Origin of the sequence: Tropicimonas sp. IMCC34011 (assembly GCF_003390865.1) — a bacterium.
Lineage (GTDB): Bacteria > Pseudomonadota > Alphaproteobacteria > Rhodobacterales > Rhodobacteraceae > Tropicimonas_B.
Map to the genome: position 1 here is coordinate 662823 of NZ_QMEJ01000001.1, position 16544 is coordinate 679366.

A 16544-nucleotide genomic window follows, 5' to 3' on the forward strand; every position below is an offset into this window, starting at 1 on the left:
GGCATGTCCCGGATTGTCATGAAGTCCCTCTGAAGCTACCGGCGCCCCGACCCGTTCACCCGGTCCGGTGGCGCCCTTCGCAATCAACATATCGTGCCCGGGCGCGGTTCCCAATCCCCGACCTGCGTTAACGGGGTGGAACACCTCTCGAGGAGACGACTTGAACCCACGTTCGGCCGGGTTAGATCATTTTCCGAAAGCCGCTGCCTAGATATCAGAGATCGGTCCGGTTTCAGGACCGATGAAAGATGCTTGGAACTTTCCTGCACGGCGAGGAGTTGCTCCGATGGCACGGAATTCTGACATCAACAAACGCGGCAGGCCAGACCTTAGATGAGTTTAGCGACAATGAACCGAACGACGACCGAAAGCGACGCGGGGTACGAAAACGCCGATCCCGAGCGAACGGAATATGTCGATGCAAACCTCCGCCGCGCATACAATGAGATGCTGCAGGAAGAGGTTCCCGATCGGTTCACGGATCTGCTGAGACAACTAAGAGAGCAAGACAACGCGCAATGAATCATCGGGATCCCCGCGACGAAATCGTCGACCATCTGCCGGCCATGCGCGCGTTTGCGCTCTCGCTGACCCGAAATTCTGCCGCCGCTGACGATCTCGTTCAGGACACGGTCGTCAAGGCGTGGTCCAATCTCGACAAGTTCGAGGTGGGCACCAATCTCCGCGCTTGGCTCTTCACCATCCTCCGCAACACCTTCTATTCCGGCCGTCGGAAGTCGAAGCGCGAGGTCAGCGATCCCGACGGCGCCTTTGCCGCCACGTTGGCGAGCAAGCCCGACCATGACGGGCGCCTCGCTCTCCGGGACTTTTCTGTCGCCTTCGCCAAGCTCCCTGATGAGCAGCGCGAGGCGTTGATCCTCGTCGGCGCATCGGGCTTCTCCTACGAGGAGGCCGCTGAGACCTGCGGCGTCGCCATCGGCACGATCAAGAGCCGCGCGAACCGCGGTCGTCAGGCGCTGATCAAGATGCTGCATATGCGCGACGACGAGGAAATGGAGCTGACCGACCAGGCCACGGTCGCCGTCCTCGCAGGGGTCGGCCTGTCGCCCTGCTGATCCGGCTTACGCGAGCGTTCCAACGAAAGCCCTCCATGCTGTTCAGCGCATGGGGGGCTTCTTTCCGGCTCTTCGCTGTCGCCGAGACCCGGTGAGACGCCGATCCGGGGACACAGCCCGGAAGATAGGCCCCATGCTACTTTATCGGCTCCTACTGACCATCGCCCTCTTGCCGATCTTCACCGCGTTCTTCCTGCGCGCGGTGCGCGGGCGGGAAAGCTGGGCTGATTTTCGGGAGCGGATGGGCGGCGGGCCCGCGGCCCCTGGCCCTTGGGTTCACGCGGCGTCGGTCGGCGAGGCCAATTCGGCACGGGGCCTCGTCACGGCGCTGGTGGCGGGCGGGCCGGTCACCCTCACCTGCAACACGGTGAACGCCCGGGATACGGTCCGAGGCTGGGGCCTCGATGGCCTCACCCCGCGCCTTGCCCCGCTTGATCAGCGCCTCTGCCTCTTCCGGTTCCTTCGGCGCGCAAAACCGTGCCTCTATGTCGGGGTCGAGAACGAGATATGGCCGAACCGCTTCGCCCTCCTCGCCCGCCGCGGCATTCCGCGCGTCCTGATCTCGGCCCGCCTGTCCGAACGCAGCGCAGAACGGTGGTCCCGCTGGGGCGTGGTCGTCGGCCCTCATCTCGCGGGCCTGTCGCTGGTTGTGCCGCAGGATGCCTCATCGGCGGAACGGTTTGCGGATCTCGGCGTCGCGGAGGCCTCGCTTGCGGACCCGATGACGCTCAAGGCCTCGGTGTCCCTCGCCTCCCCGCCGGAGACCGCGCTCCGTGCCGCGTGGCCCTACGCGCGGGAGCTGACCTGCCTCGCCGCCTCCACCCACGCGCCGGAAGAGCGTATCGTCCTCGAGGCCTTCACCGAAGCGCGCAAGGAGCGGCCCGAGCTGCGCCTCATCCTCGCCATCCGCCATCCCGCCCGGGGCGACGAGGTTGCGGCCTTGCTCTCGAAGACGCCGTTCCGCGTCGCGCGCCGCTCAACCGGGGACGCGGTGACCGAGGAGACCGACATCCTTCTCGCCGATACGCTCGGCGAGATGGCATTGTGGTACGCGTCCGCCTCGATCTGCTGGGTCGGCGGATCGCTGTCGGACCGCGGCGGACACACGCCCTACGAGCCCGCCTCCTTCGGCTGCGCGCTTCTTCACGGGCCGGATACGTCGAATTTCGCGGAAGCCTATGCCGCGCTCGACACGGCCGGCGGGGCGCTGGAGGTTCGCAATGCCGCCGAGCTTGGCCGCGCCCTCGCCAGTCTCACCCCGGATGCGGCCGCCGAACTAGCCCGGGCGGCGCAGATCGCGCTGACCCCGGTCACACCGGACCGGATCGCCGCCCTGGCCGCCGAGCTCCGGGCCCTCGCTCAGACGTCCCGGACCGCCCCGAAGGGATAACTGTGAAGCCGCTCGTAGTGCGGCCCGTCGCGATGGAGCGTCGAGCGGTAGAGGCAGAAGCCCGTGACCTCCACACTCTCTTCCACGGCATCGTTCTCATCCACCACGAAATCCGCGATGGGCGCCGCCTCTGGTCGATGGCCGCTCAGGCGCACGAGCGTCACATGGGGCACGAAGCGCCGGGCCTCCAGCTCCAGCCCCGCCGCGCGCCCCGCCTGGGCCACCTTCGCCTGCAACCGCATAAGCGGCTCCGACGGCAGGACGGCAGCATAGGCGATGCGTGGGCGGGAGCGTCCGAAGACACCGAGCCCGCTCAGGGAGAGATCGAACGGGGCGCCCTTCACCTCGAGCAGCGCGGCATGCAGATCGGCGCCCTGCGGCTCCGTCACCTCCCCGAAGAAGGACAGCGTGAGATGCACGAGGTCGGCGTCCACCGCCCGGCCGACGGGCGTGTCGATGGCGATGTCCGTCAGGCGCTCGCGCACCTCTTCTGGCAGCGGGATCGCGGCGAAGAGGCGGATCACGCAAGGCCCTCCCGTCGCCTCAGAAATCCGACGTCGGCCCGCACCCGCTCGCCGATAGGCCCCTCCCGCGGCGCGTCCCGGATCGTCGTCATCAGCGCCTCGGTCGGCGCGCCCCGCCCCTTGCGGGACCAGCTCAGCGCCCTCAGGACCTCCTCGGCCTCCGGGGGCACCCTGTCGGGCATCTCGGCGCCGAGGAGTGTCCCCCAGACACCGGACCAGAGCCGCCCGACCGTCCAGGGGTTGTAGCCCCCGCCGCCGAGGACGAGGTAGCGCGGGGAAAGCGGGCGCAGCGCCGCCACCATCCCGAAATGCGCATTGTTCGACAGTGCGAGCCGGGAGAGCGGATCCTCCTGAACCGCATCCGCACCGCATTGCAGGACGATGGCATCCGGCGCGAACCGCTCCACCAGCGGCAGGATCAGCTCGCCCGCGATGAAGTTGAACTCGGTGTCGTTCAGTCCGGCCGGCACTGGCAGGTTCACGGCGCTGCCGCCCTCCCGATCCTCCAGCGCGCCCGTGAAGGGCCAGCGCTTCTCCTCGTGGACCGAGATCATCAGGACATCCGGCTCTCCGCTGAAGCCGACTGCGACCCCGTCCGGATGGTGCGCGTCGATATCGACATAGGCCACCCGCCGCGCTCCGTTCCTGCGCAGCGACAGGATGCCGAGCACGGGATCGTTGAGATAGCAGAAGCCACCGGCACGGTCCGGCATCCCGTGATGCGTTCCGCCGGCGGGATTGTGGATCACGCCGCCTGTCGCAAGAAGCTCCCCTGCCAGAAGGGATCCGCCGGCGGCCGTCGCCGGTCGGCGGTAGATTTCCGGGAAGATCGGGTTGGAGACGGTGCCGATGTCGTGCCGCCGGCGGGTCTCCTCGTCCACCTCGCCATCCGCCTCCGCCCTTTGTAGCGCGGCGACGTAGGCCGGATCATGCCAGGCATGGAGAGCCGCGGGCTTTGCGCGCGGGCTCGGGATGTAGCTTCCCGGCGGGACCCAGCCAAGCGCGCGGGTCAGGTCCATCACGGTGGAGACGCGCGGGATCGCAAGCGGGTGCCAGGAGCCGTAGGACGAGCCGCGATAGATCTCCGATCCGATGAGCTTCGGCGCAGGGTCAGCCGTCAAGCAGCGCCTCGATGGAGCGGATCATCGGCATGGACAGGGGGCGGGTGGCGGCGCCGAACGTCCGCACGACGCGCCCGTCCGGGCCAAGCAAGATCTTGTTGAAGTTCCAGTCCGGCTCGAACCCCTCCTCGGCCTTCACCCACGCATAGAAGGGATGCGCCTTCGGGCCGCGGACATGCGTGATCGAGGCCATCGGCAGGGTGATGTCGAACTGGAGCGCACAGAAGTCCCGCACCTCCTTGTCGCTGCCGAGTTCCTGGTGGAAGTCGTCCGACGGTACGGCCAGCACATGCAGGCCCCGATCTGCATAGCGATCGTGAAGATCCTGAAGTCCGTCCAGCTGGGGCGCAAATGCGCAGAGCGACGCTGTGTTCACCACGAGCACCGGATCTCCCCGCCACGCCGAAAGATCGTGTCGACCGCCATCGATGGACGCGAAGGTGAAGTCTGGTATGCGCGGCCCAGAGGACGCCGCCCCGAGGGGCCCTGCCACGAGCGTTGCGCCGAGGGCGAAAGAGAATGTGCGGCGGTGCATCGAAACGCCCCTTCGTCAGGACTGTGAGCCGCAATGGTATGGCGCGGTCACGCCGCTTCAAGATCTTGCGCCATGCGGCACGGAGACACTTGCAGGGGCGGCGGAACTGCCTACATGCTCGGACCGATGATCCGCTACTCCCTCAAATGCGACAAGGACCACCGCTTCGAAAGCTGGTTTGCCTCGGCCGAGAAGTTCGAGGCCCTGCGCGATTCCGGCCGTCTCGGCTGCGCCGTTTGTGGCTCGTCTGAGGTCGACCGGGCGATGATGGCGCCGAGCGTCTCCTCCGGCCGCACGCCGACCAAAGATTCCGCACCGTCCGAGCGTCCCCTATCGCAGCCCGCGAGCCCCGCCGAACAGGCGCTCCGGGAGCTGCGCCGGAAGATCGAGGCGGGGACCGAGGATGTCGGCCGGAACTTCGCCCGCGAAGCCCGCGCCATACACGAGGGCGAAAAGCCGAGCCGGGCCATCCGCGGAGAGGCACGGCCCGACGAGGCAAGGGAGCTTCTCCGCGACGGGATCGAGGTCGTCCCCCTGCCCTTCCTTCGCAATACGAAGGCGAACTGAGCGCCGAGATCGGCTGATTCGCCTGAGCCCCGGATAGTGCCCCCTCGTCGCGCACGCTGCGCAGCACCGGCGACTTGTCCCACCAGTCCACGCGGCGCCGGACCTCGCCTCCCGGCGCACCCGCGCTACCCCCAGAATGTCAGAAGCCGCGCACTCCACAAAAGGAGGCGCGGCTTCCGAATGTCAGCAAGGCCCAAGTGCCGAGCGCGCGAGCGCCTCTTACTTGATCTTGCCTTCCTTGTACTCGACGTGCTTGCGCGCGACGGGGTCGTACTTCTTGATCGTCATCTTCTCGGTCATGGTCCGGGCGTTCTTCTTGGTCACGTAGAAGTGGCCCGTATCCGCGGTCGAGTTCAGGCGGATCTTGATCGTTGTCGGCTTCGCCATCTCGTCTCTCCTTCGCGCGGGAGGTCGGCCCGCCGGTGATAAGCTTGAATGCGCCTTTTACCCGTGCGCCGCCCCCTGTCAACAGGGAGCGGGCCTGAGATTTCGCGCGGACGGCCTGTAAGCCGGATCCTGTGGTCGGGGACGGATCCCCGCCGACGACCATTCATCTGCTCCCGCCCTCGCGGACGGGATCTAGCTGCCAACCCGACCTCCCGGGCTGAAGCGGCCCTGCCCTCGTATCGGGCGCGGAGGTCCTATTCGGCATTGCTCCCGGTGGGGCTTGCCATGCCGGAGACGTTGCCGCCTCCGCGGTGGGCTCTTACCCCACCGTTTCACCCTGACCCCGGACGGATCCGGGGCGGTCTGTTCTCTGTGGCGCTTTCCGTCGGGTTACCCCGCCCGGGCGTTACCCGGCACCGTTTCTTCATGGAGTCCGGACTTTCCTCGGAAGGATGTCCTCCCGCGGCCGTCCGGCCATCCGCGCGAGCGTCCAGCTATGCGCGGTGATCCTCGGGGTCAAGCCTCGGCAAGACGTGCGAGGACGGCGCGTGCCCGTGCAAGATCTGTGGCATCCGCAGCGCCGGTGAAGAAGGGTCGCGCACGAAGGCGGAAGGCCGCCAGCCGGTCCTCGTGGGGGGCGTCGCCTGGATAGCCGATCTCGGTGAGAAGGGAGTCCAGCTCGCCGATATCGCACGGCCCCTCCTCCTTGATCGAAAGAATGTCCACATCCGGCCAGAGGGCGAGATCCCGGCGCACGAGACGCAGCCAGTCGAACCGCCCGCCCGGATCGACCTTCCGTCCCGGAGCCATGTCGGAGTGGCCGATCACCCCGCCGGGGCCGATCCCGTGGCGGGCCATCACACCGGGGAGCAGATCCTCGAGGGCGGACATCAGCGGCTCCGAGAACGGAGACCGCCCGTCATTGTCGAGCTCGATGCCGATGGACCGGGAGTTGATATCCCCCTGCCCGCACCAGCTTCCTGCACCGGCATGCCAGGCACGCCGCTCCTCCGGAACGAGCGAATGCACCTCCCCGTCCCGCGCGATCAGCCAGTGCGCGGAGACCTCCGCCACAGGATCGCAGAGGCGGTCGAGGGCAAGCTCGGCGGTTGCCATGGCGGTGAAATGCAGGACGACGAGATCCGGGCGCAGCCCGTCCCGCCGGTCCCCGTGATTGGGAGAAGACCGCGCGGCGCGCTCTTCTGCGAGGGTCAACGGCAGATCAGCTGCGCGCGGCGCGGAAGCCGCTGGGATCCCAGGAGCAGGCGAACCCGTCGCCATCCGGGTCGATCCCGAGACGGTCGCGCTGCGGCCCGCCGCGGGCGAGGAAATCCCGCTGCGCCACGTCAGGCGAGGGATAGTTCGCGCAGTTCCGCCGAGCCTTCTCAGCGCTGGCGAACATCCGGCGGTACAGCGGCTGTCCGACGGAATTGCTCGTCTGGAGGGCATAGGCGACGATGTTCGGACCGCCCTCGCCCGTGCGCTGCGGCAACTCGCCCGGCTGCACCTGACGGTATTGCGCCCGCTGGCGTTCGAGGCGCTCGGCGTCGCTCTCGATCGTCTCCCGCTCGGCCACGGCCTTGAAGTTCTGCTCGTCCGAGAGTTCGGCCGACCCAGGGGGGCTGATGACCGCGCCGGGAACGGGCTCCACGACAACCGCCTCGGGTGGCGGATAGGACGACGCCGAAGTGGAGCCCTGCGCGCCGATCCCGGCCGCGGCGAGATCGGAGGAGGACAGGCCATCGACCGCAGAGCTGTTCACCGCGGGAGCGCCAGTAGCTTCGGGCGGCAGGACCGGCAGCGCGCCGGTGGCCTGCCCCGCGCGGGCGGTCTCGAAGCTCACCCGGTCGTCGTACTGCGCCGCACTGTCCGGGATTGCCGGCTGGCACGCGGAGAGCGCGAGCGCGGCAAGAACGGTCAGGGCGGTGGAGGAATGAATCGAACGGGTCATCTTCGGTCTACCAGGATGAGAAGAAGTTTTTTGCTGCCGGCACGTTACCACCAACGCTCCGGACGCGCCACGAAGCCGGCTTCACGTTCCAGTACGTCGGCGGTGTTCAGCAGACCGGACTCGTCCCAGGGACGCCCAATGAGCTGGAGACCGAGGGGAAGGCCGTCCTCCGTCTGGCCCGCCGGAACGGAGATCGCCGGCAGGCCCGCGAGGTTCACGGTCACGGTGAAGACATCGTTGAGATACATCTGCACCGGGTCCGCGTCAGCCATGCTGCCGAGCGCAAAGGCTGCCGAGGGGGTGGTCGGCGTCAGGATCGCGTCGACGCCCTTGTCGAAGGCCGTGTCGAAATCGTGCTTGATCAGGGCCCGCACCTTCCGCGCACGGTTGTAATACGCATCGTAGAAGCCGGCAGACAGAACATAGGTGCCCACCATGACGCGGCGCTGAACCTCTGCACCGAAACCTTCGGCGCGGGTCTTCTCGTACATCTCGAGAATGCCGTCACCGGGCTCGCTTTTCGCGCGGCGTCCGAAGCGCACCCCGTCGTAGCGCGCAAGGTTGGAGGAGGCTTCGGCGGGCGCGATGACGTAATAGGCCGGCAGAGCGTATTTCGTGTTCGGCAGGGAAATCTCCCTGATCTCCGCCCCGGCCTCGCGCAGCATGCGCACGCCGTCCTGCCAGAGCGTGTCGATCTCCTTCGGGATCCCGTCCATGCGATACTCGCGGGGAACGCCGATCACCTTGCCACGGATATCGCCCGTGAGCGCGGCCTCGAAATCGGGCACGGGAATGTCGGCGGAGGTCGAATCGCTCGCATCGTGCCCGGCCATCGCCTGCAGCATGATCGCGCTGTCCCGCACGGTCCGGGTCATCGGTCCGGCCTGATCGAGCGATGAGGCGAACGCGATGATCCCCCAGCGGGAAACGCGGCCATAGGTGGGCTTGAGGCCGGTGATGCCGGTGAAGGCCGCCGGCTGGCGGATCGATCCGCCGGTATCCGTGCCGGTCGCGGCGAGGCAGAGGGACGCCGCCACGGCGGAGGCGGAGCCGCCGGAGGAGCCGCCGGGGGTCAGCGCCTCGGTGTCGCCCGAGCGACGATAGGGATTCACGGCCGGTCCGTAGGTGCTGGTCTCGTTCGAGCTGCCCATGGCGAACTCGTCCATGTTCAGCTTGCCGAGCATCACGGCGCCAGACCGCCAGAGCTTCGCCGTCACCGTGCTCTCGTATTCGGGCGTGAAGCCGTCGAGGATGCGGGACGCCGCCTGTGACGCGACACCTTGCGTGCAGAACAGGTCCTTGATGCCGAGCGGGATGCCGCACATGTCCGGCGCGTCGCCTTCGGAGATGCGCTTGTCCGCGGCGCGCGCCATGTCCATGGCGAGATCCGGCGTCTCGTGGACGAACGCGCCGAGCGCTCCCGCCTCCGAAATCGCGGAGATATAGCCCTCGGTCAGCTCGGCGGAGGTCACGTCCCCCTTGCGGAGCGCGTCGCGCGCTTCGGCGATGGTCTCTGGAGCGCTCATTCGACCACCTTCGGAACGGCAAAGAAGCCCTCGCGGGCATCAGGAGCGTTGGACAGCACCTTCTTGGGGTAGCCGCCATCGGTCACCTCGTCATCCCGGCGCTTGAGGCGCTGCGGCGTGACGGAGGTCATCGGTTCGACGCCTGTCACGTCGACCTCGGAGAGCTGCTCGATGAAGCCGAGGATGGCGTTGAACTCACCGGCGAGTGCCGGAAGCTGGTCCTCCTCGACGCGGATCCGGGCAAGCCGGGCCACGCGCCGCGCGGTGTCGGTATCGATCGACATGGGGTCAGCGCCTTTCGAGTAACTGTCTGAGCGGATCGCGAGGCGGTCTAAGCCAAGGCCGCGCCGCCCGCAAGCCGGCCGGGCCGCGCGAAAGGTCCGGGCCATGAGGATCCCGCCCTGAGCGGCACGGATCGGCGCCGGGCGAGCGCCCTGCCCTATCCGGCGGCGCGGGCGGCGTCGCAGAAGGCGCGGATCAGCCCGGCATCCTTGATGCCGCGCGCCGATTCGACCCCCGAGGACACATCGACCTGCTTCGCGCCGGTGACGCGGATCGCCTCGCCCACGTTGTCCGGGGTCAGCCCGCCGGCGAGCATCCAGGGCATGTCCCACTCAACGCCCTCGAGGAGGGACCAGTCGAAGCTTTCCCCGTTGCCGCCCGGAAGCGCGTCCGCCGCGCTGCCCTTGGCATCGATGAGGAGCTGGTCAGCCGATTCGAGATAATCGGGGAGCGCTTCAAGATCGGCCTCTGAGGCGATGGTGATCGCCTTCATCACCGGCAGGCCGAACATGTCCCGCAACTCCTCGAGCCGCTGCGGCCCCTCGTTGCCATGGCACTGGATGAGGTCGATCCGGGCGACGTCCAGCAGCCCCTCGAAGAGCGCGTCGGGCGCATTTACCGTCAGCGCGACCTTCTCGATCCCGTCCGGCACCAGCCGGGTCAGCTCGGCGGCGACGTCGAGGCCAATATTGCGCGGCGATGGCTCGTAGAAGACGAAGCCGGCGTAATCGGCGCCGGCCTCGGCAATGGCGGTCACATCTTCGGGCCGTGTCAGACCGCACACCTTGATGCGGATCCCGGAACTGTCGGTCATGGAGGTCTCTCTCAGGAGGCGCGGCGGCGCTGCTGCACCGTGCTGTCGTCGAGAATGGCCAGAACCTCGTCCTTGCCCTCGTTCTTCTCCCCGCGCAGGCGGGCATTCTCGGCCCGGAGATCGGCGATCTCGCGGCCGCGGTTGCGCGCTTCGACGCGGTGCTTGTGCTCGCGCACCCATTCCAGAAGGTAGCCGATGAGAAGGCCGACGACGACGCTGCCCAGAACCACGATGAACAGCGGCAGCGAGGCGCCGGGCGCGACGCCGAACAGGCGCTCGAGCGGCTCCGGCATCAGCGCCAGTTCGACGATCTGCCGGTTTGCGAGGGAGATCGTCAGAAGGACGATCAGGAGGACGGCCAGGACGGCCAGCCTAATGTATTTCATGTCGCGTTCAGGCCTTTTCGTTCGCGCTGTCGTTGAGGCGTTCGCGCAGGAGCTTGCCGGTCTTGAAGAAGGGCACGTATTTCTCTTCGACCGCAACCGATTCCCCGGTCCGGGGATTGCGGCCGGTCCGGGCGTCCCGCTTCTTCACGGAGAAGGCGCCAAAGCCGCGCAGCTCGATCCGGTCCCCATTCGCCAGCGCATCGATGATCTCTTCGAAGATCGTGTTCACGATCTTCTCGACATCGCGTTGATAGAGATGCGGATTTTCCTCGGCGATCAGGTGGATCAGTTCGGAACGTATCATGGAGAGTCTCCTCCGCCTGCGATGCCATCAGCCCGAGGACGACTATAGCGCATCATTCCCTTTTAGGAATGCCCGACAGGCCCTTACGGCACCCACTCGCCGAAATTGCTTCGCGTCAAGCGTCGTCCGTGGCCGTCTTGCCCCTGCCTTCGATGAAGAAAGGGCCCGCGCGATCCCCCGCGCGGGCCCTCTCGATGTCTCTCACTCCGGCCTCGGATGGGCCGGATGCGGACCTCAGTTCTCGTCGCCCTTAAGCGCAGCGCCGAGAATGTCGCCGAGCGAGGCGCCCGAGTCGGAGGAGCCATACTGCTGCACGGCTTCCTTCTCCTCGGCGATCTCGCGGGCCTTGATGGACAGGCCGAGACGACGGGTCTTGCTGTCGAGGTTGGTGACGCGGACGTCCACCTTGTCACCGGCCGAGAACCGCTCGGGACGCTGCTCGGAGCGGTCGCGGGCCAGGTCGGAGCGGCGGATGAAGGACTTCATGCCCTCGTACTCCACCTCGATGCCGCCATCCTCGATCGCCGTCACTTCGACGGTGATGATCGAGCCGCGCTTCACGCCGCCGATCGCCTCGGCGAACTTGTCGCCGCCAAGCGCCTTGATGGAGAGCGAGATGCGCTCCTTCTCGACGTCGGTCTCCGTGACCACGGCCTGGACGACGTCGCCCTTGCGGTAATCCTGGATGGCTTCCTCGCCGCGCTGATCCCACGACAGGTCGGACAGGTGGACCATGCCGTCGATGTCGCCCGGAAGGCCGACGAACAGGCCGAACTCGGTGATGTTCTTGACCTCGCCCTCGACCTCGGTGCCCTCGGGATGGGTTTCGGCGAAGACTTCCCACGGGTTGCGCATGGTCTGCTTGAGACCGAGCGAAACGCGACGCTTCTGCGTGTCGATCTCGAGCACCATCACCTCGACCTCCTGGGAGGTGGAGACGATCTTGCCCGGATGGACGTTCTTCTTGGTCCAGCTCATCTCGGAGACGTGCACGAGACCCTCGACGCCCGGCTCCAGCTCCACGAACGCGCCGTAATCGGTGATGTTCGTGACCCGGCCAGTGTGAACCGAATCCAGCGGGAACTTGGCTTCCACGGCATCCCACGGATCGTCCTGCAGCTGCTTCATGCCGAGGCTGATGCGGTGGGTTTCCTTGTTGATCTTGATCACGTTGACCTTGATCGTCTCACCGATGGAGACGATCTCGGACGGGTGATTGACCCGGCGCCACGCCATGTCGGTGACGTGAAGGAGGCCGTCCACACCGCCAAGGTCGACGAAGGCGCCGTACTCGGTGATGTTCTTGACGACGCCGTCGACGCTGTCGCCTTCGGTCAGCTTGGCGATGACCTCGGCACGCTGCTCGGCGCGGCTCTCCTCGAGGATGGCACGGCGCGAGACGACGATGTTGCCGCGACGGCGATCCATCTTGAGGATCTGGAAAGGCTGCTTGAGACCCATCAGCGGGCCGGCATCGCGCACGGGGCGCACATCGACCTGGCTGCCGGGCAGGAAGGCCACGGCGCCGCCGAGATCGACGGTGAAGCCGCCCTTGACGCGGCCGAAGATCGCGCCCTCGACACGGTTCTCGTCGGCATATGCCTTCTCGAGACGGTCCCAGGCTTCTTCGCGGCGGGCCTTGTCACGGCTGATGACGGCTTCGCCACGGGCGTTCTCGACACGGTCGAGATAAACCTCGACTTCGTCGCCCACCGAGATCTCGGGGGCTTCGCCGGGGTTTGCGAATTCCTTGAGCTCGACGCGGCCTTCCATCTTGTAGCCGACGTCGATGATGGCTTGTCCCGCCTCGATGGCGATGACCTTGCCGCGCACGACCGAACCTTCGTTCGGGGTGTCGATCTCGAAGCTTTCGGAGAGGAGGGCTTCGAATTCCTCCATGGATGCGTTGGCGCTCATAAGGGTCCGGTATTCCTTTTCACGGGTTGTTTCGGGCCAGGCGGTTGGGTCCGCCGGTCTTGAGAATCTGGTCGGTCAGGAGAATGAAAGACGCCGAATGCACGAAGACAGGGCCCGGCATCGGTCCGGCCCTGCTCGAACGTTCGGGCGCGATCAGCCCCCTGGTGACGCCGCGCTCTTTACAGCAGGCAGGGCGCGCACGCAAGGGCGGGGCCGCGAAACCCCGCTCTCAGCGGGTCCGCGCGGCTTCCACCGCCTCGAGAGCACGCGTGACGGCCTCGTCGATCGCCATGTCTGACGTATCGAGCGTGACAGCGTCGGCCGCGGCGTGGAGCGGTGCCGTCGCGCGGGCGGCGTCCCTCTGGTCGCGCTGGCGCAGATCGGCGGCGACCTCCTCCAGATCGATCTCGTGCCCCTTGGCAATCAGCTCCGCGTGGCGGCGATGTGCGCGGACGGCATCGGAAGCCGTCACGAACAGCTTCACGGCCGCATCCGGACAGATCACCGTTCCGATATCGCGCCCGTCGAGCACCGCGCCGCCCGACCGCGCCGCGAAGGCGCGCTGGAAATGCAGAAGGGCCCGGCGAACTTCCGGAACGGCGGCGACCCGGCTGGCGGCCTGGGCCACGTCGGGATGGCGGAGCGCCGCGTCGTCCTCGAGGTCGGACGCCTTGAGCGCGACGGCCGCATCCTCCGGCGTCGTGCCATCCAGTGTCCGCCGTCCGACCGCACGATAGAGAAGTCCGGTATCGAGATGGGCAAACCCGAAATGAGCGGCGACCGCGCGCCCGATCGTCCCCTTCCCCGCTGCGGCGGGGCCATCGATGGCGACCGTGAAACTCATGACGACCTGCCTTCATGCGGCAGTGTCCAGAGATCGCCGTGGAGGCGATCCCACTGGGGCGGATCGTAGGGCACGACCCCGGATTTGGGATACAGCGTCATTTCGGACAGCTTTAACTCATCTTCCGTGGCAAGCAAATCGACGCGGACGAAATCGATGCCGGCCGAGAGACGTTCAGCGATCGACAGCGCATCCCTCATCCGCTTCGGCCGGGGTGGCGTCACGGACGGCTCGGGGCGGCCGGTGGTAAAGCCGGCCGGTTCCCATGCAGGGGTCATGAAAGATTGGTGAAACTCCGCATCCCCGTGCAGGGGGGGCGTAGCATCGGGCCACTGGTCTATGGAGAGGAATTCGGCCCGACCGTGGAAACAGAAAAACTTCAGGGTGTCAGCCAGCTGCCCATCCGACCGGTAAAGAAGACGGTCGACGAGTACGCGCCGAGGCACCTCCAGATAAGCCACCTCCCTCTTGGCGGCGCCATAGCGACCGGTGGTCCATGACGCGAGTTTGGTCTCGGCCAGCCGGCGCAGCTCCGGCGTCCAGCGTTCCACCAGCATGTTCCAGCTGGATGCGTGGGCAGACTTGAACGCGACCCCGTCAGGCAGGGCGTGGACGTCGGCATCCGCCGCATCCTCGATCACGGCGACGCACTCGGTCAGAAGCGCGCATCCCTCCTCTCCCCCGATCCGGTCCGCCGCCCAGTCCCGCACGGCAACCTTGTCCGCAAGCATTTGGAAGAGTGGGTTGCGGTCATTCAGCTTGCGCCATTGCACCTTTTCGGAAAAAGTCCGGGGCCGCGCGAGGTTCGGTGCGTATCCGAGCTTTTCCTTGAACTTGCGGACAAGCTTTCTGTGTTGCCGGTATAGGCGTCCGTTGGCGAATATAGGCCGCGGCGGAAACATCATGCCTCCCCCTCCTTCGTGGTTGGCAGACGATCCGGATGAGAAGGCAAACCGTCCGTGATCTCGTAATAGTCGCCCTTCTCGGACGTGAAGATATGGGCCTCGAGGGCAAGGTTCGTCGGCGCATCGATCGAGCCGGCCCAGATCGAGATCCGGCCCGGCGTCTGCCGCCAGAACAGGCCCGCGCCGCAGGTCGGGCAGAACCCGCGCACCGTTCCGGGGGTGCTTTCGTACCAGCGGGGCACCCCCTCGATCACGAGGTCCGTCTCCACCGCCGACGTCGCCGCGACGAAGTGGCCGGAGGCGCGCCGGCACTCGGTGCAGTGACAGGCGACGATGGGGGAGAACGGCCCCGTCACGCGATAGCTGACTTCGCCACAATTACAGCGTCCGGTCAGTCCGCTCATCGTTTCAGTCTCCAGTGCACCGAGGTCGATAGTTTTCCGCTAGGACGGAAGGGGCTTCGAGCCGCGACCTTCGCAAACTGCCGGTTTGCCGAAAGCGACCCTCGTTCGGCGCGGGCGGACGGGGCCCGATCGCCCGTGGCGTCGAGTGATCGCAAAACCGGTGAGGTCATGTCGGAGTCGTTCTTCCCTCGAGGAATCGCGCCGCTGCGGGCCGGTGGTCAGGCCGCGTCTTCGAAGCTCGCGCCGAGGCGGGACATCAGTTCCTCGAAGATCGGGAAGGAGGTGGAGATCGGGCCGGCATCGTCGACCATCATCGCTTCCTCCGCCGCCATGCCGAGGATCAGGAAGGACATGGCGATGCGGTGGTCGAGCCGCGCGGTCACCTTCGTCCCGCCCGGAACGCCCTCCGGCCCGCGGCCCTCGACGGCGAACCAGTCCTCGCCCTCCTCGACGGTCACGCCCGCATCGCGCAGGCCGGTGGCCATCGCGTCGATCCGGTCGCATTCCTTCACGCGCAGCTCCTTGACGCCGCGCATCTCTGTCCGTCCTTCCGCAAAGGCGGCGACGACGGAGAGGATCGGGTACTCGTCGATCATCGAGGCCGCGCGCGCCGGCGGCACGTCGATGCCTTTCATGTCCGGTGAGAAGCGGGCGCGCAGGTCCGCCACCGGCTCGCCACCCTCTTCGCGCGCATTCTCGTAGGTGAGGTCCGCGCCCATGTCCCGGAGCGTCTCGAACAGGCCCGCGCGCGTAGGATTGAGGCCGATGCCGGGAACAGTGACGTCGGAGCCCGGAACGATCAGCGCGGCGCAGACCGGAAATGCGGCGGAGGACGGATCGCGCGGCACGGCGATGGTCTGGGGGCGCAGGTCGGGCTGGCCGGTCAGGATCACCCGGCGCCCTGCCCCGATCTCTTCCACCTCGACCGACGCGCCGAAGCCGGCGAGCATCCGCTCGGTATGGTCCCGCGACGTCTCCGCCTCCGTCACGACGGTCTGCCCCGGCGCGTTCAGACCGGCGAGAAGGATCGCGGACTTGATCTGTGCCGACGGCACTGGCGTCGCGTAGTCGGCCGGAATCGGGTCTGCCGCGCCGACGATCGTCATCGGAAGCCGCCCGCCGGAGCGACCGACCGCACGCGCGCCGAACATCGACAGAGGCTCGGTGATCCGCGCCATGGGGCGAGCCCGGAGCGAGGCGTCCCCAGTGAATGTCGCGGTGATCGGTGTCGTCGCCATGGCGCCCATGACAAGACGCACGCCCGTGCCCGAGTTGCCGCAATCGATCACGTCGGCCGGTTCAGCGAAGCCCCCGGTGCCGACCCCGTGGACGGACCAAGCGCCCTCGCCGTGGCGAACCACCTCCGCCCCGAAGGCGGTCATCGCCCGGCCCGTGTCGATCACGTCCTGTCCCTCGAGAAGCCCGGTGATCTTCGTCTCCCCCACCGCAAGCGCACCGAGGATCAGGGCGCGGTGGCTGACGGACTTGTCTCCCGGAACGTCCGCAACCCCTGTCAGCGGACCGGATTTCCGCGCGGCGAGCGGTCTTGCGGGACCTCCATGGGACATAGGGGGCGCTCCTTCGGGCTGGGATCGGGCAGTGCCCCGCGGA

Annotated in this window: 20 protein-coding genes and 1 other RNA gene; 4 read left to right on the forward strand and 17 right to left on the reverse strand. The window is 67.2% G+C overall.

Annotation, left to right across the window (positions count from 1 at the left end):
* The first annotated feature begins 333 nt into the window (after window positions 1-333).
* The 3 genes from DQG15_RS18065 (at window position 334) to DQG15_RS03165 (ending at window position 2466) form a co-directional block, all read left to right on the forward strand.
* On the forward strand, window positions 334-522 hold the full coding sequence (locus DQG15_RS18065) for a NepR family anti-sigma factor (protein WP_370454156.1): 189 nt from the start codon (window positions 334-336) through the stop codon (window positions 520-522).
* On the forward strand, window positions 519-1076 hold the full coding sequence (locus DQG15_RS03160; protein ID WP_116082662.1) for an RNA polymerase sigma factor: 558 nt from the start codon (window positions 519-521) through the stop codon (window positions 1074-1076). The genes DQG15_RS18065 and DQG15_RS03160 overlap by 4 nt, the downstream gene beginning before the upstream one ends.
* A gap of 133 nt (window positions 1077-1209) precedes the next feature.
* Window positions 1210-2466, forward strand: coding sequence for a 3-deoxy-D-manno-octulosonic acid transferase (locus tag DQG15_RS03165; protein ID WP_116082664.1), 1257 nt, complete (start codon window positions 1210-1212; stop codon window positions 2464-2466).
* Here the strand turns inward: DQG15_RS03165 and thpR are convergent.
* The 3 genes from thpR to DQG15_RS03180 are packed head-to-tail and all read right to left on the reverse strand — an operon-like array spanning window position 2436 to window position 4646.
* Window positions 2436-2990 (reverse strand): RNA 2',3'-cyclic phosphodiesterase, encoded by a 555-nt coding sequence (gene thpR / locus DQG15_RS18070; protein ID WP_157968878.1) that lies wholly within the window; start codon window positions 2988-2990, stop codon window positions 2436-2438. The two genes, DQG15_RS03165 and thpR, sit on opposite strands and share 31 nt — an antisense overlap.
* Window positions 2987-4111: an acetoin utilization protein AcuC gene (locus DQG15_RS03175; RefSeq protein WP_232830692.1), complete on the reverse strand. Its 1125-nt coding sequence runs from the start codon at window positions 4109-4111 to the stop codon at window positions 2987-2989. Before DQG15_RS03175 ends, thpR begins: the two co-directional genes overlap by 4 nt.
* The gene (locus DQG15_RS03180; protein ID WP_116082667.1) at window positions 4101-4646 is read right to left on the reverse strand and encodes a glutathione peroxidase; all 546 of its coding nucleotides are present in this window, start codon (window positions 4644-4646) and stop codon (window positions 4101-4103) included. Before DQG15_RS03180 ends, DQG15_RS03175 begins: the two co-directional genes overlap by 11 nt.
* A gap of 114 nt (window positions 4647-4760) precedes the next feature.
* Between DQG15_RS03180 and DQG15_RS03185 the strand changes: the two genes are divergently transcribed.
* The gene (locus tag DQG15_RS03185) at window positions 4761-5213 is read left to right on the forward strand and encodes a DUF1178 family protein (protein ID WP_370454157.1); all 453 of its coding nucleotides are present in this window, start codon (window positions 4761-4763) and stop codon (window positions 5211-5213) included.
* Window positions 5214-5432: 219 nt separating this feature from the next.
* Here DQG15_RS03185 and rpmG read toward each other — a convergent pair whose 3' ends face one another.
* From rpmG to aroA, 14 genes are all read right to left on the reverse strand, one after another.
* Window positions 5433-5600 carry a 50S ribosomal protein L33 gene (gene rpmG / locus DQG15_RS03190; protein WP_093418185.1) on the reverse strand — a complete coding sequence of 56 codons (168 nt, stop codon included), beginning with the start codon at window positions 5598-5600 and terminating at the stop codon, window positions 5433-5435.
* Window positions 5601-5702: 102 nt separating this feature from the next.
* An RNA gene (rnpB, locus tag DQG15_RS03195) (RNase P RNA component class A) lies at window positions 5703-6082 on the reverse strand.
* 34 nt (window positions 6083-6116) lie between these two features.
* On the reverse strand, window positions 6117-6815 hold the full coding sequence (locus tag DQG15_RS03200; RefSeq protein WP_232830693.1) for an N-acetylmuramoyl-L-alanine amidase: 699 nt from the start codon (window positions 6813-6815) through the stop codon (window positions 6117-6119).
* Window positions 6816-6822: 7 nt separating this feature from the next.
* The gene (locus DQG15_RS03205) at window positions 6823-7551 is read right to left on the reverse strand and encodes a hypothetical protein (protein ID WP_116082671.1); all 729 of its coding nucleotides are present in this window, start codon (window positions 7549-7551) and stop codon (window positions 6823-6825) included.
* A 44-nt stretch (window positions 7552-7595) separates the two neighbouring features.
* Window positions 7596-9077: an Asp-tRNA(Asn)/Glu-tRNA(Gln) amidotransferase subunit GatA gene (gatA, locus tag DQG15_RS03210; RefSeq protein ID WP_116082672.1), complete on the reverse strand. Its 1482-nt coding sequence runs from the start codon at window positions 9075-9077 to the stop codon at window positions 7596-7598.
* A complete protein-coding gene (gene gatC, locus DQG15_RS03215; protein ID WP_116082674.1) occupies window positions 9074-9361 on the reverse strand; it encodes an Asp-tRNA(Asn)/Glu-tRNA(Gln) amidotransferase subunit GatC in 288 nt (95 codons plus the stop codon). Before gatC ends, gatA begins: the two co-directional genes overlap by 4 nt.
* Window positions 9362-9516: 155 nt before the next feature.
* The gene (locus DQG15_RS03220) at window positions 9517-10173 is read right to left on the reverse strand and encodes a phosphoribosylanthranilate isomerase (RefSeq protein ID WP_116082676.1); all 657 of its coding nucleotides are present in this window, start codon (window positions 10171-10173) and stop codon (window positions 9517-9519) included.
* A gap of 11 nt (window positions 10174-10184) precedes the next feature.
* Window positions 10185-10559, reverse strand: a complete 375-nt coding sequence (locus tag DQG15_RS03225; RefSeq protein WP_116082677.1) for a lipopolysaccharide assembly protein LapA domain-containing protein — start codon at window positions 10557-10559, stop codon at window positions 10185-10187.
* A gap of 7 nt (window positions 10560-10566) precedes the next feature.
* Window positions 10567-10863, reverse strand: a complete 297-nt coding sequence (gene ihfB / locus DQG15_RS03230) for an integration host factor subunit beta (protein ID WP_116082679.1) — start codon at window positions 10861-10863, stop codon at window positions 10567-10569.
* Between the two features lie 234 nt (window positions 10864-11097).
* Window positions 11098-12780 carry a 30S ribosomal protein S1 gene (rpsA, locus tag DQG15_RS03235; protein WP_116082680.1) on the reverse strand — a complete coding sequence of 561 codons (1683 nt, stop codon included), beginning with the start codon at window positions 12778-12780 and terminating at the stop codon, window positions 11098-11100.
* Between the two features lie 229 nt (window positions 12781-13009).
* On the reverse strand, window positions 13010-13624 hold the full coding sequence (locus tag DQG15_RS03240) for a d(CMP) kinase (RefSeq protein WP_116082682.1): 615 nt from the start codon (window positions 13622-13624) through the stop codon (window positions 13010-13012).
* Window positions 13621-14529, reverse strand: coding sequence for an ATP-grasp fold amidoligase family protein (locus tag DQG15_RS03245; RefSeq protein ID WP_116082683.1), 909 nt, complete (start codon window positions 14527-14529; stop codon window positions 13621-13623). The genes DQG15_RS03240 and DQG15_RS03245 overlap by 4 nt, the downstream gene beginning before the upstream one ends.
* Window positions 14526-14933 carry a GFA family protein gene (locus DQG15_RS03250; RefSeq protein WP_116082685.1) on the reverse strand — a complete coding sequence of 136 codons (408 nt, stop codon included), beginning with the start codon at window positions 14931-14933 and terminating at the stop codon, window positions 14526-14528. Before DQG15_RS03250 ends, DQG15_RS03245 begins: the two co-directional genes overlap by 4 nt.
* 218 nt (window positions 14934-15151) lie before the next feature.
* On the reverse strand, window positions 15152-16501 hold the full coding sequence (gene aroA, locus DQG15_RS03255; protein WP_116082687.1) for a 3-phosphoshikimate 1-carboxyvinyltransferase: 1350 nt from the start codon (window positions 16499-16501) through the stop codon (window positions 15152-15154).
* Between the last annotated feature and the right edge of the window lie 43 nt (window positions 16502-16544).

Coding starts and splice junctions, on each gene's coding strand:
- DQG15_RS03250 (WP_116082685.1), bottom strand. CDS start 14,933: ATGAGCGGACTGACCGGACGCTGTAATTGTGGCGAAGTCAGCTATCGC.
- DQG15_RS03165 (WP_116082664.1), top strand. CDS start 1,210: ATGCTACTTTATCGGCTCCTACTGACCATCGCCCTCTTGCCGATCTTC.
- DQG15_RS03180 (WP_116082667.1), bottom strand. CDS start 4,646: ATGCACCGCCGCACATTCTCTTTCGCCCTCGGCGCAACGCTCGTGGCA.
- DQG15_RS18065 (WP_370454156.1), top strand. CDS start 334: ATGAGTTTAGCGACAATGAACCGAACGACGACCGAAAGCGACGCGGGG.
- ihfB (WP_116082679.1), bottom strand. CDS start 10,863: ATGATACGTTCCGAACTGATCCACCTGATCGCCGAGGAAAATCCGCAT.
- aroA (WP_116082687.1), bottom strand. CDS start 16,501: ATGTCCCATGGAGGTCCCGCAAGACCGCTCGCCGCGCGGAAATCCGGT.
- rpmG (WP_093418185.1), bottom strand. CDS start 5,600: ATGGCGAAGCCGACAACGATCAAGATCCGCCTGAACTCGACCGCGGAT.
- gatA (WP_116082672.1), bottom strand. CDS start 9,077: ATGAGCGCTCCAGAGACCATCGCCGAAGCGCGCGACGCGCTCCGCAAG.
- DQG15_RS03240 (WP_116082682.1), bottom strand. CDS start 13,624: ATGAGTTTCACGGTCGCCATCGATGGCCCCGCCGCAGCGGGGAAGGGG.
- DQG15_RS03205 (WP_116082671.1), bottom strand. CDS start 7,551: ATGACCCGTTCGATTCATTCCTCCACCGCCCTGACCGTTCTTGCCGCG.
- DQG15_RS03185 (WP_370454157.1), top strand. CDS start 4,761: ATGCTCGGACCGATGATCCGCTACTCCCTCAAATGCGACAAGGACCAC.
- DQG15_RS03225 (WP_116082677.1), bottom strand. CDS start 10,559: ATGAAATACATTAGGCTGGCCGTCCTGGCCGTCCTCCTGATCGTCCTT.
- DQG15_RS03245 (WP_116082683.1), bottom strand. CDS start 14,529: ATGATGTTTCCGCCGCGGCCTATATTCGCCAACGGACGCCTATACCGG.
- gatC (WP_116082674.1), bottom strand. CDS start 9,361: ATGTCGATCGATACCGACACCGCGCGGCGCGTGGCCCGGCTTGCCCGG.
- rpsA (WP_116082680.1), bottom strand. CDS start 12,780: ATGAGCGCCAACGCATCCATGGAGGAATTCGAAGCCCTCCTCTCCGAA.
- DQG15_RS03160 (WP_116082662.1), top strand. CDS start 519: ATGAATCATCGGGATCCCCGCGACGAAATCGTCGACCATCTGCCGGCC.
- DQG15_RS03220 (WP_116082676.1), bottom strand. CDS start 10,173: ATGACCGACAGTTCCGGGATCCGCATCAAGGTGTGCGGTCTGACACGG.